Origin of the sequence: Carnobacterium sp. TMP28 (genome assembly GCF_047553015.1) — a bacterium.
Lineage (GTDB): Bacteria > Bacillota > Bacilli > Lactobacillales > Carnobacteriaceae > Carnobacterium_A.
This window is the reverse complement of record NZ_CP180212.1, coordinates 96,228-110,000: the sequence shown is the minus strand read 5'-3', so window position 1 is coordinate 110,000 and position 13,773 is coordinate 96,228. Positions and strand designations below refer to the sequence as shown.

The following is a 13,773-nucleotide window of genomic DNA, read 5'->3' as shown; positions in this document are numbered from 1 at the left end:
CTTGCTAGCGAATAATTATTCACTTTGTTTCTTTTGGTTCGACCCTTGGCCGAACCGCCGTTCACAGTTTGTTGTTTTACTTTGTTCAGTTTTCAAAGGTCTAATTTGTTTGCGTTGTCGTTTTGACAACTTCTAAATATTACCAGATGATGACTAACTTGTCAACAACTTTTTAATAATTAATTTTTTCTTTTTTGTTTCGTTGTTGCAACGTATCGCTGCGACATCTACTAATATAACAGCTTATTTGCTTTCCGTCAAGAATTTTTAAAAGAATTTTTTTCTTATATAAATATGAACATTGACTAAATGGTATTAGCTGTTTCGCGACTTATTATTGTCTATAAAACGAATATTAAGTTATTTTCACTCTATAATGTTCCGTTATAAAATAATCGGTCTTTTTAAAATACATATTTATACTTGTATTTGTATAAAACGCTACTATATATTTTTCTTATATCATTAAAATTTTATTTTTCTAATATAAATACTTTGTAAAATTTCCAAAAAAATATAGCGGATTAAAATGATAAAAAAATAAAATAACTATAACAAAAAACCTATTAGATAAAATTATAAGACATTTATTGTTAATAAAGAATATCAAATAATTTTTTTATTAGAAAATAGTAAAATAAATAATACTATCCTGCTTCTAAATTAAGCTAATGAAAAATATTATACTTCTTGAATTTAGGAGCCCTAGTCTCGTTATCGATTTTTTCTGTTTATACATAAAACAACTACAGTCATTTTTACATCCTAAAACCTATTTCACACAAAATAGCATCTTAAATCCATTGACCTACATAAAATGACAGAAAGATCTATTATAAAATGAAATAGTTTTTCTAAAATTTTTTATGTTATTTCTAGTAATAATATTTCTTCTGCTTATTTTTACTTAGAATAGTTACTAAACTTATTAATTGCCACTACTTTTTTATTTCTTAAAAAAATTTAATCATCATACACTATTTGATATATTTTCAAAAAAATATTTATTCACCAGAGTGCTTCTATATTTCTGTAACATCAGTAAAAGGAATTTTCTCAATACAAAGTCTTTATTATCTTTTTAAAATTTTCACATCAATCATTCTATAAAAATTGAGTAGTTTAAATGAAACTGCGTTTCTCATCTTTATCAAAGAATTTTTATACTTACCGCATGTCTAATTCTTTTTATTGGTATTAGATGAGTAGTCTGGATTTGGTATAAAGAATTCTTTTTACCTATTGAAGTAATATAGATATAGATTTTTATTTCTTCAAAATAGATACATTGTATAAACTATAAAAATTAGTCATTTAATACAAAACAATTGGATTCTATTTTGATAAAAAAGGTCATTTAGTACTGGATTTTTAATTTAAAGTATAGTTGATAGTATGTATCTTATGATAATCAGCCACCACTCTAGATAAAAACTTCCATCTTTTCTTTCTATGTCTTAATGTCTTATCTTAATAATTTTAATGATCTCCAACTTCATTAAAATTATTAATAATAAAAAAAAGTATCATCCGAAGATGATACTTTTTAAAGATGCGCGGCAGCGTCCTACTCTCACAAAGGGAAACCCTTCACTACCATCGGCGCTAAGAAGCTTAACTACTGTGTTCGGCATGGGAACAGGTGTGACCTTCTTGCCATCGCCACCACACATCTTTTAGCTATAAGAGAACGTTGTTCTCTCAAAACTGGATAGTGTTTAACTATAAGACAATAAAACCGTTTCTTCATCGTTTAAAAATGGTTAAGTCCTCGACCGATTAGTATTGGTCCGCTCCATACATCGCTGTACTTCCACTTCCAACCTATCTACCTGATCATCTCTCAGGGGTCTTACTCACTTACGTGATGGGAAATCTCATCTTGAGGGGGGCTTCACGCTTAGATGCTTTCAGCGTTTATCCCGTCCACACATAGCTACCCAGCGATGCTCTTGGCAGAACAACTGGTACACCAGCGGTGTGTCCATCCCGGTCCTCTCGTACTAAGGACAGCTCCTCTCAAATTTCCTGCGCCCGCGACGGATAGGGACCGAACTGTCTCACGACGTTCTGAACCCAGCTCGCGTACCGCTTTAATGGGCGAACAGCCCAACCCTTGGGACCGACTACAGCCCCAGGATGCGATGAGCCGACATCGAGGTGCCAAACCTCCCCGTCGATGTGGACTCTTGGGGGAGATAAGCCTGTTATCCCCAGGGTAGCTTTTATCCGTTGAGCGATGGCCCTTCCATACGGAACCACCGGATCACTAAGCCCGACTTTCGTCCCTGCTCGACTTGTAGGTCTCGCAGTCAAGCTCCCTTCTGCCTTTACACTCTACGAATGATTTCCAACCATTCTGAGGGAACCTTTGGGCGCCTCCGTTACACTTTAGGAGGCGACCGCCCCAGTCAAACTGCCCGTCAGACACTGTCTCCCAGCCAGATCATGGCTGAGGGTTAGAGTGGTCATACAGCAAGGGTAGTATCCCACCATTGCCTCCACCAAGACTAGCGTCCTGGCTTCATAGGCTCCTACCTATCCTGTACAAGCTGTACAAACACTCAATATCAAACTGCAGTAAAGCTCCATGGGGTCTTTCCGTCCTGTCGCGGGTAACCTGCATCTTCACAGGTACTATAATTTCACCGAGTCTCTCGTTGAGACAGTGCCCAAATCATTACGCCTTTCGTGCGGGTCGGAACTTACCCGACAAGGAATTTCGCTACCTTAGGACCGTTATAGTTACGGCCGCCGTTTACTGGGGCTTCAATTCTGAGCTTCGCTCGAGAGCTAACCCATCCTCTTAACCTTCCAGCACCGGGCAGGCGTCAGCCCCTATACGTCATCTTTCGATTTAGCAGAGACCTGTGTTTTTGATAAACAGTTGCTTGGGCCTATTCACTGCGGCTGACCAATTGGTCAGCACCCCTTCTCCCGAAGTTACGGGGTCATTTTGCCGAGTTCCTTAACGAGAGTTCGCTCGCACACCTTAGGATTCTCTCCTCGACTACCTGTGTCGGTTTGCGGTACGGGCAGATTGTTTCTAACTAGAAGCTTTTCTTGACAGTGTGACATCGGGAACTTCGATACTTAATTTCTCTCCCCATCACAACTTGTCCTTACTAGAGGCAAGCATTTGACTCACCTCAAGACTTGTTGCTTGGACGCACATATCCAACAGTGCGTATTCCGTAGCCTACTGTGTCCCTCCATTGTTCAAACAAAACAAACTGGTACAGGAATCTCAACCTGTTGTCCATCGTCTACGCCTATCGGCCTCGACTTAGGTCCCGACTAACCCTGGGAGGACGAGCCTTCCCCAGGAAACCTTAGTCATTCGGTGGACGGGATTCTCACCCGTCTTTCGCTACTCATACCGGCATTCTCACTTCTAAGCGCTCCACCAGTCCTCACGGTCTAGCTTCGACGCCCTTAGAACGCTCTCCTACCATAGAACCTAAGTTCTATCCACAGCTTCGGTGTTATGTTTAGCCCCGGTAAATTTTCGGCGCAGGGTCACTCGACTAGTGAGCTATTACGCACTCTTTAAATGATGGCTGCTTCTGAGCCAACATCCTAGTTGTCTAAGCAACCCCACATCCTTTTCCACTTAACATAAACTTTGGGACCTTAGCTGGTGGTCTGGGCTGTTTCCCTCTCGACTACGGATCTTATCACTCGTAGTCTGACTCCCGGATATAAATCAATGGCATTCGGAGTTTATCTGAATTCGGTAACCCGAGAAGGGCCCCTAGTCCAAACAGTTGCTCTACCTCCATGATTCTAATTCCGAGGCTAGCCCTAAAGCTATTTCGGAGAGAACCAGCTATCTCCAAGTTCGATTGGAATTTCTCCGCTACCCACACCTCATCCCCGCATTTTTCAACATACGTGGGTTCGGTCCTCCAGTGCGTATTACCGCACCTTCAACCTGGACATGGGTAGATCACTTGGTTTCGGGTCTACGACCACATACTCATTCGCCCTATTCAGACTCGCTTTCGCTACGGCTCCGTCTCATCAACTTAACCTCGCATGGGATCGTAACTCGCCGGTTCATTCTACAAAAGGCACGCTATCACCCATTAACGGGCTCTAACTACTTGTAAGCACACGGTTTCAGGTGCTGTTTCACTCCCCTTCCGGGGTTCTTTTCACCTTTCCCTCACGGTACTGGTTCACTATCGGTCACTAGGGAGTATTTAGCCTTGGGAGATGGTCCTCCCGGATTCCGACGGAATTTCTCGTGTTCCGCCGTACTCAGGATACTGATCAGAGTGAACAAAGTTTCAGTTACGGGGCTATTACCCTCTTCGGCGGACCTTTCCAGGTCGCTTCTCCTACTTCGTTCATTTATGACTCTATGTGTTCAGTCCTACAACCCCAGAAAGCAAGCTTTCTGGTTTGGGCTATTCCCGTTTCGCTCGCCGCTACTCAGGGAATCGATTTTTCTTTCTCTTCCTGCAGGTACTTAGATGTTTCAGTTCTCTGCGTCTACCTCTATTGACCTATGTATTCAGTCAATAGTAACACCCGATAAAGAGTGTTGGGTTTCCCCATTCGGAAATCTCTGGATCAAAGCTTACTTACAGCTCCCCAAAGCATATCGGCGTTAGTCCCGTCCTTCTTCGGCTCCTAGTGCCAAGGCATCCACCGTGCGCCCTTATTAACTTAACCTATGGTCATGTTAACTATCTCATTCACCCTAAGGTGAAGAAATACATTAAAAAATAAAACGCGATGTTTTCTTGGTTTCTTGCTTTTCTTACATGTTAAACACTATCCAGTTTTCAAAGAACAACTACTTACTTTTTGAGAAGATTAGACCTCTCAAAACTAAACAAAGTAAAACAACTGTGACGGTTCCGTTATATCCTTAGAAAGGAGGTGATCCAGCCGCACCTTCCGATACGGCTACCTTGTTACGACTTCACCCCAATTATCTATCCCACCTTAGGCGGCTGGCTCCCAAAAGGGTTACCTCACCGACTTCGGGTGTTACAAACTCTCGTGGTGTGACGGGCGGTGTGTACAAGACCCGGGAACGTATTCACCGCGGCGTTCTGATCCGCGATTACTAGCGATTCCGGCTTCATGCAGGCGAGTTGCAGCCTGCAATCCGAACTGAGAATGGCTTTAAGAGATTAGCTTGACCTCGCGATCTTGCGACTCGTTGTACCATCCATTGTAGCACGTGTGTAGCCCAGGTCATAAGGGGCATGATGATTTGACGTCATCCCCACCTTCCTCCGGTTTATCACCGGCAGTCTCACTAGAGTGCCCAACTGAATGCTGGCAACTAATAATAGGGGTTGCGCTCGTTGCGGGACTTAACCCAACATCTCACGACACGAGCTGACGACAACCATGCACCACCTGTCACTTTGTCCCCGAAGGGAAAGCTCTATCTCTAGAGTGGTCAAAGGATGTCAAGACCTGGTAAGGTTCTTCGCGTTGCTTCGAATTAAACCACATGCTCCACCGCTTGTGCGGGTCCCCGTCAATTCCTTTGAGTTTCAGCCTTGCGGCCGTACTCCCCAGGCGGAGTGCTTAATGCGTTAGCTGCAGCACTGAGGGGCGGAAACCCCCCAACACTTAGCACTCATCGTTTACGGCGTGGACTACCAGGGTATCTAATCCTGTTTGCTCCCCACGCTTTCGAGCCTCAGCGTCAGTTACAGACCAGAGAGTCGCCTTCGCCACTGGTGTTCCTCCATATATCTACGCATTTCACCGCTACACATGGAATTCCACTCTCCTCTTCTGCACTCAAGTTCTCCAGTTTCCAATGACCTTCCCCAGTTGAGCTGGGGTCTTTCACATCAGACTTAAAGAACCGCCTGCGCTCGCTTTACGCCCAATAAATCCGGACAACGCTTGCCATCTACGTATTACCGCGGCTGCTGGCACGTAGTTAGCCATGGCTTTCTGGTTAGATACCGTCAGGGGATGAGCAGTTACTCTCATCCTTGTTCTTCTCTAACAACAGAGTTTTACGATCCGAAAACCTTCTTCACTCACGCGGCATTGCTCCGTCAGACTTTCGTCCATTGCGGAAGATTCCCTACTGCTGCCTCCCGTAGGAGTCTGGGCCGTGTCTCAGTCCCAGTGTGGCCGATCACCCTCTCAGGTCGGCTACGTATCATTGCCTTGGTGAGCCATTACCTCACCAACTAGCTAATACGCCGCGGGTCCATCCATAAGCGGTAGCCGAAGCCACCTTTCATCTGTCTGCCATGCGGCAATCAGAATTATGCGGTATTAGCATCCGTTTCCGAATGTTATCCCCCACTTATGGGCAGGTTACCCACGTGTTACTCACCCGTCCGCCACTCCTCTTCTATCGAGTGCAAGCACTCAATAGAAGAAGCGTTCGACTTGCATGTATTAGGCATGCCGCCAGCGTTCGTCCTGAGCCAGGATCAAACTCTCATAAAAGTTGAAGCAACCCGTTAGGATTGTTTCGCTTTTTAACGATGCTTGAAGCTCATTAAAATGACTTGCTAGCGAATAATTATTCACTTTGTTTCTTTTGGTTCGACCCTTGGCCGAACCGCCGTTCACAGTTTGTTGTTTTACTTTGTTCAGTTTTCAAAGGTCTAATTTGTTTGCGTCGTCGTTTTGACAACTTCTAAATATTACCAGATGATGACTAACTTGTCAACAACTTTTCAATAATTAGTTTTTTCTTTTTTGTTTCATTGCTGCAACCTATCGCTGCGACATCTACTAATATAACAGCTTATTAAACTTTCGTCAACTTTTTTTTGATAAAAATACGTTTTTCTATCCAACTTATTGTACCATAGTTGAAATCTAGCCCTCATCATCATGAAAATTACTTGATTTCATCTTTCACTCTTCATTACCTAACTTTATTTTCTATAATTAAAAAGTATAAATATTCATTTTTTGAGATTTTATTTTTTCCAAACCACATTTTCGAAAAAAATTTTCAATAAAAAATTCCTACCATTTAATCATCCAAAAGATTTACCTATAAAATAAGGTGCTCTTTCGAAATATAAATGCAATAGGAATTCTTTTCTACTAATTATTACGCATTGCTGGGAAAAGTAAAACATCACGAATAGATTGTGCATCTGTTAAGAGCATAACCAAACGATCAATCCCTATTCCTAATCCACCAGTTGGAGGCATACCGTATTCTAGAGCTTCAATAAAGTCTTCATCTATCGGATGCGCTTCATCATTTCCTTGTTCACGTTCTTTTCCTTGTGCTTCGAATCGCTCTCTTTGGTCAATTGGATCATTCAACTCACTAAATGCATTTCCGTACTCATTTCCTACAATAAATACTTCAAAACGATCGGTAAATCTTGGATCAGTAGGATTTTTCTTTGCTAAAGGAGATATTTCAACAGGATGCCCAAATATAAAAGTAGGCTGAATTAGTTTATCTTCTACAAACATTTCAAAAAATTCGTTTACAACATGACCAAATTGACTATGCTCTGGTATCGGCACATTATGCTCTTTAGCAAGTGAGACAGCTTCTTCAGCAGTCATTTCTTGCCAAAAATCAACTCCAGTATGTTCTTTAATCGCATCTACCATATGCTGACGTTTCCATACAGTAGCAATATCAATTTCTTGCTCATTATAAACGATATGACCTGTTCCAACTACTCTTTCAGTAACCGTACGAATTAAATCCTCAGTTAAATCCATTACATCATTAAAATCAGTATAAGCTGTATACAACTCTAACATCGTAAATTCTGGATTATGAGTCGTATCTATCCCTTCGTTACGAAACACTCTACCAATTTCATAAACTTTTTCCATACCACCAACTATTAAACGTTTCAAATGTAATTCTAACGCAATGCGAAGATACAATTCCATGTCTAGAGCATTATGATGCGTAATGAATGGTCGTGCAGCAGCTCCACCAGCCAGATTATGCAATGTTGGTGTTTCCACTTCTAAATAATCTTTTGCATTTAAAAAAGTACGAATCTCTCTAATAATCTCACTGCGTTTAGTGAAACGATCAAAACTTTCTTGATTGCTAATTAAATCTAAATAGCGTTGTCTGTAACGTTGTTCGATATTTGTTAATCCATGATACTTATCTGGCAAAGGTCTTAAAGCTTTCGACAGTTGCACAATCGTCGTTGGTTTAATCGTTACTTCGCCTGTATTTGTCTTCATAACTGTTCCTGTAACTCCAATAAAGTCACCCAAATCAGCATTATCGAAAGTTTCATAATCTTCGTCACCGACAGTATCTTTACGCACATAAATCTGAATAGTTCCCTTGCGGTCTTTCAAATGCGCAAAACCAACTTTTCCTTTTCCACGCTTAGTCATTATTCGACCAGCAACCGTTACGCTATCTTCTTTTTCAGAAATTTCTTCTTTTGTAAACTTTTCATAGTTAGCATGTACTTCACTCGATAAATGTGTTCGATCAAAACGGCCACCGAAAGGATCAATTCCACGTTCACGTAGATGACTCATCTTTTCTCTTCGAACTTGTAATTGATCATTCATTTCTTCGTGTATTTCTTCGTGACTCATGTTTTCCACTCCATTTCTCTTATTATCCATTTGTTACGTTGTCTTCTTAATAATGCCAAGACCGTACAAAAAAAGCAAGTGAATTGAAGAAGTTCTTATCTATTCTATCACTTGATTTCTCATCTATTTATGTTTTTCTAACTTCAATCCAATTTTTTTATTTAAAATCAAGAAGAATCATTCTTTTACTTTGTTCTCACTCTTCATTAGGAAATAGGGCTGTTGAAAGATAGCGTTCTCCACTATCAGGAGCTATTGTAACGATTTTTTTGCCTGAACCCAGTTTGATAGCTAAATCTATTGCACCCTTAATCGCTGCACCTGAGGAAATACCAACTAGTAAACCATCCATTAAAGCTACTTTACGAGTCATCTCAAAAGCTTCTTCACTTGTAACGTGTAAAACTCCATCGTAGACAAGTGTGTCTAATACTTTTGGTACAAATCCTGTTCCAATTCCTTGTATTTTATGCGGACTAGGTTTTCCACCACTCAAAACAGGTGACTCTGTAGGTTCTAAAGCATATATCATTGTGTTAGGGTTTGCCTGTTTTAAGACTTTCCCAACACCTGTTAATGTACCTCCCGTTCCAACAGTAGCTACAAACGCATCTAGCGATTCACCATCGAAAGCTGACAAAATTTCTGGACCTGTAGTTGCTACATGAACAGCAGGATTAGCTAGATTTTCAAATTGTAGTGGCATAAAATAGCCGGGTTGACTAGCTATCTCTCTAGCTTTTACGATAGACTCTTTAATTCCACCCTTGCCAGGTGTCAACACTAGTTCAGCTCCATAGGCTCTTAATAATTTACGTCGTTCAACACTCATAGTGTCAGGCATCACGAAGATAGCTTTATACCCTTTTGCTGCAGCAATCATCGCTAATCCGATGCCTGTGTTGCCACTAGTTGGCTCAACGATGGTATCTCCTACTTTTAATTTGCCCTCTTGTTCAGCTACTTCAATCATATTCATGGCTATTCGATCTTTAATACTTCCTCCGATATTTGAAGATTCTATTTTAACGTAAACATCTGCTGCACCTATTGGCACAATTTTATTTGATAGTTTTAATAAAGGTGTATCTCCAATCAAATCTATGATACTTGTCACGATTTTTCCCATTAGTTTATTCCTCCTCAATCGTTGCTTCATTAAATAATTTTAAAGTTTCTTGAGCCTGATAGCAAGTAGAAGCTATCTTGCTATTCCTTTAATAAGGATGAGAAAAAAATCATTTAGAATGACTAAAAAAGTTCAACTTATCGTATTCAGAGTTTTTGTTTATTCTCTGTTTACTATAAGATGAACTTACCTATCTGCTCAAACTATTCTATACGTAGTCACTTTTTTCTACTTTCTGAATCTTTCCTTAATTAACTGCTTCAGCTTTTAGACTTTCTAGATCTGCAACATCAAAATGATAGTGATTGCCACAAAAATGACAACTCGCTTCAGCCCCTTGATCTTCTTCAATCATACTCGTAATCTCTTCTACACCAAGAGTAATAATCGCCGTTGAAAAACGTTCTTTTGAACAATTACATCTAAAAGATACGGGTAATTTTTCTAAAATTTTTACATTTCCTTCACCGACTAGACGATTTAAAATAGATTCTGGACTTTCTCCTTCTTCCATTAATTGAGAGATCATCGGAATAGAAGCTAAACGATTTTCAAGATCTGTGATGGTTTCATCTGTAGCACCTGGCATAACTTGAATCATAAATCCTCCAGCTGCTTTAATAGAATCATCCGTATCAACTAACACGCTTAACCCAATTGCAGATGGCGTTTGTTCTGAAGTTGCCATATAATAGGTAAAATCTTCGCCTAATTCTCCACTTACTAACGGAACTTGCCCAGAAAAAGCTTCTTTCATTCCTAAATCTTTCGTCACCGTCAATGTGCCATTTGTTCCTACTGCACCACGCACATCTATTTTACCAGCTTCGTTTAACTCAAGGCTGATTTCGGGATTAGCAATGTACCCTTTTACTTCACCTTTGCCATTACTGTCGACAATAATATGGCCTGCTGGACCGTCACCTTCAACTTTTATTGTCATTTTCTCTTCGCCTTTTAATGTAGCTCCGAGTAAAATTCCACCTATCATTGTTCGTCCTAACGCTGCAGAAGCTGCACTCCAAGTTTGATGTCTGCGTTGCGCCTCTGCAACTGTTTCTGTCGCGTCAACAGCATACACACGGACCTCACCATTGTATCCTAAACTTTTCAATAAATAGTCTGACATTTGTTTAACTCCTTTAGCAATCATTTTTAGTTTATTCTTACTTTAATTCAGAAAAATTATAAAGTAAAGTAAGTTTTCTTATCACTCAATAATGAATAAAAAGAAGGTGCGCAAGTACACGCAGCCTTCTTCAGTATAGTATCCATTAATGACTGTCTAATTCACCTTTTTTTAATCTGGTGAGTTTCTTCCTTTATCTTCATTTTCGTCGACGCCTAATTCTTTTTTTACGTCTTCGACAATTTCTTCAGCGTTTTCTAGTGGTGCATGTCTTTTTTGTTCTTTTTCTAAACGTTCAGCTTCTTTTGCTTTTCTTGCTCGTTTAATCTCTTCAAATGACTTTCCTTCAGCTTCTTCGTGAGGAAATTCATCTTGTGAAGAAACTACTGGTTCAGGCATTTCGCCTGTTTCAAATAAGCTCTTAATTGTTAGCTCATCTAATGTTTCCAGTTCAAGCAACTTATCCGCTATTAATTTATGCTGAACTTTGTGTTCTTCAAGTATTTGACGTGCTTGCTCATGTGCTGCAACAAGAATAGCGCGGACTTCTTGATCAATTTCAAAAGCAATTTGTTCAGAATAAGCTTTGGTTTGACCGTAATCGCGTCCAACAAATACTTGATGATTTCCTTCATATTGTACTGGACCTAATTTATCACTCATTCCATATTCAGTTACCATACTTCTAGCTAGCGCAGTAGCTTGCTGAAAATCATTACTTGCACCTGAAGATTTTGAGTCAAAGATCAATTCTTCAGCTACACGACCACCTAATAAACCAACAATTTGTTCAGTCATTTCTTTTTTAGTCATTAGGAAGCGATCTTCTTTTGGAAGCATAATAGCATATCCGCCCGCTCTTCCACGTGGCACAATCGTTACTTTATGAACAACGCGTGCATCATTCAAGACCATTCCAACAATTGTATGTCCTGCTTCATGGTATGCAATCATTGCTCTTTCAACTTTACTAATCACACGATTTCTCTTAGCTGGACCTGCAATTACTCGGTCTTGAGCTTCGTCTAAATCTAATGCATCAATTGTCTTCTTATTGCGTCTTGCTGCTACTAGAGCTGCTTCATTCAGTAAGTTTTCTAAATCAGCACCAGAAAAACCTGGTGTTTGAGTTGCAATAACTTTTAAATCTACATTTTTACTAATGGGTTTATTTTTAGCATGAACCTTCAAGATAGCTTCGCGTCCCTTAACATCTGGATGACCTACTAAAATTTGACGGTCAAAACGACCTGGACGTAACAAAGCAGGGTCTAAAACGTCAGAACGGTTTGTTGCAGCAATAACGATAACTCCTTCATTACCAGAGAAACCATCTAATTCAACTAATAATTGATTTAATGTTTGCTCACGCTCGTCATGTCCGCCACCCATTCCTGCGCCACGTTGACGACCTACTGCATCGATTTCATCGATAAAGATAATAGATGGTGCAGTTTTCTTCGCATTTTCAAATAAATCACGTACACGGCTTGCTCCTACTCCGACAAACATCTCAACAAAATCTGAACCAGAGATAGAATAGAATGGTACACCAGCTTCACCAGCAACAGCCTTAGCAAGCAATGTTTTACCTGTACCAGGAGGTCCTTCTAATAAAACACCTGCTGGGATACGTGCACCAAGTTCAGAAAAACGTCTTGGATCTTTTAAGAATTCAACAACTTCAACAAGTTCTTCTTTTTCTTCATCTGCACCTGCAACATCAGAAAAACGAACTTTGTTTGCTTTATTATCAGATTCTTTTGCTTTTGATTTACCAAAGTTCATAACCCCGCGTCCACCTTGTCCGCCGCCGGCTTGTCCACTTTGCCCCATCATCATATAGATGAAGAACACAAAGATAACTAAAGGTAAAACAGAAACTAACAATGTTACCCAAATACCTGTAGATTCCTCAGGAAGTGGCGCTACTTCTATTTTATTTTCTTTTGCAAGAGAGTCAATCTCACTTACTGTCGAATCATTTTGTAAAACAGACGTTGTGAAATTTTTACTAGATGTTTCTGTTGATCCAAAAATACTAATTGTTGAGTTAGACTCTTTTTTCAAAGGTTGAGCTTCACGATATTCTCCAGTGATTTTGTATACACCAGCATTAGGTTGGATTGTGTATTTTTTGATTTGATTTTCTTCTAATTGCGTTACGAATTCACTAGCTGGAATTTCAGTGGTTTGTTCACCAGATGAGCCACCTGTTGCCCAGGTCACGATTCCAATAATCCCTAGAAATACGATTGCATAGAAGACCCCATTTTTTAAGAGTCCTTTTTTCATTGTTGCCCTCCTTCTACAAATAAACCTTCATAGTTTTTTTCTGTATTTTTTATTTTAACACATTAAATCCATGTCATCATATCACATTTGACCATCATTGACCATTTATTTCTACTGATAAATTTCCGGTTTTAAGATACCAATGTAAGGTAGGTTACGATACTTTTCATCATAATCTAAACCATAGCCAACCACAAACTCATTAGGAACTAAAAAACCGACATAGTCAGCTTTCATATCAACTACTCGTCCTTCAGGTTTGTCTAGTAACGTGACAATTTTAATTGAATTTGCTTTACGGTAACGGAACATTTCTATTAGGTAATTCAACGTTCGTCCACTATCAATGATATCTTCAACAATTAATAAATCTTTTCCTTCAACATTTGTGTCTAAATCTTTAAGAATCTTTACTTCGCCTGAAGAAGTAATGCCCCCTCCATAACTTGAAACATCCATGAAGTCCATCTCAAGATAAATATCCATTTCTTTTATCAAGTCTGACAAAAAAGGTGTTGCTCCTTTTAAAATTCCAACAACTAATGGCGTCTTCTCTTTGTAATCGAGTGTCAATTGTTTTCCTAGTTCACTTGTTCTTTCTGCTAATACTTCTCTCGAGAAAAGTACACGTTCGATATCATTCTTCATAGTTTTAAGTTCTCCTTTTCAA

Annotated in this window: 5 protein-coding genes and 3 rRNA genes; all 8 read right to left on the bottom strand. The window is 39.7% G+C overall.

Going from position 1 to position 13,773, the window contains the following annotated elements; genetic code table 11:
• Nucleotides 1-1,554: 1,554 nt before the first annotated feature.
• A 5S ribosomal RNA gene (gene rrf / locus ACMHYH_RS00490) occupies nucleotides 1,555-1,670 on the bottom strand.
• An 89-nt stretch (nucleotides 1,671-1,759) separates the two neighbouring features.
• Nucleotides 1,760-4,680, bottom strand: a 23S ribosomal RNA gene (locus ACMHYH_RS00485).
• Nucleotides 4,681-4,883: 203 nt separating this feature from the next.
• Nucleotides 4,884-6,441: ribosomal RNA gene (locus ACMHYH_RS00480) — 16S ribosomal RNA — on the bottom strand.
• The 16S, 23S and 5S rRNA genes sit together here, the layout of an rRNA operon.
• Nucleotides 6,442-7,053: 612 nt before the next feature.
• Complete coding sequence (lysS, locus tag ACMHYH_RS00475) at nucleotides 7,054-8,550, bottom strand: lysine--tRNA ligase (protein ID WP_414839475.1); 1,497 nt, start codon at nucleotides 8,548-8,550, stop codon at nucleotides 7,054-7,056.
• 196 nt (nucleotides 8,551-8,746) lie between these two features.
• Nucleotides 8,747-9,679: a cysteine synthase A gene (gene cysK, locus ACMHYH_RS00470; RefSeq protein ID WP_414839474.1), complete on the bottom strand. Its 933-nt coding sequence runs from the start codon at nucleotides 9,677-9,679 to the stop codon at nucleotides 8,747-8,749.
• 247 nt (nucleotides 9,680-9,926) lie between these two features.
• Complete coding sequence (gene hslO, locus ACMHYH_RS00465) at nucleotides 9,927-10,808, bottom strand: Hsp33 family molecular chaperone HslO (RefSeq protein ID WP_414839473.1); 882 nt, start codon at nucleotides 10,806-10,808, stop codon at nucleotides 9,927-9,929.
• 171 nt (nucleotides 10,809-10,979) lie between these two features.
• A complete protein-coding gene (gene ftsH / locus ACMHYH_RS00460) occupies nucleotides 10,980-13,103 on the bottom strand; it encodes an ATP-dependent zinc metalloprotease FtsH (RefSeq protein WP_414839472.1) in 2,124 nt (707 codons plus the stop codon).
• A gap of 111 nt (nucleotides 13,104-13,214) precedes the next feature.
• Entirely contained in the window at nucleotides 13,215-13,751 is a 537-nt protein-coding gene (hpt, locus tag ACMHYH_RS00455; RefSeq protein WP_414839471.1) for a hypoxanthine phosphoribosyltransferase, read from the bottom strand.
• Between the last annotated feature and the right edge of the window lie 22 nt (nucleotides 13,752-13,773).

Coding starts and splice junctions, on each gene's coding strand:
- lysS (WP_414839475.1), bottom strand. CDS start 8,550: ATGAGTCACGAAGAAATACACGAAGAAATGAATGATCAATTACAAGTT.
- cysK (WP_414839474.1), bottom strand. CDS start 9,679: ATGGGAAAAATCGTGACAAGTATCATAGATTTGATTGGAGATACACCT.
- hslO (WP_414839473.1), bottom strand. CDS start 10,808: ATGTCAGACTATTTATTGAAAAGTTTAGGATACAATGGTGAGGTCCGT.
- ftsH (WP_414839472.1), bottom strand. CDS start 13,103: ATGAAAAAAGGACTCTTAAAAAATGGGGTCTTCTATGCAATCGTATTT.
- hpt (WP_414839471.1), bottom strand. CDS start 13,751: ATGAAGAATGATATCGAACGTGTACTTTTCTCGAGAGAAGTATTAGCA.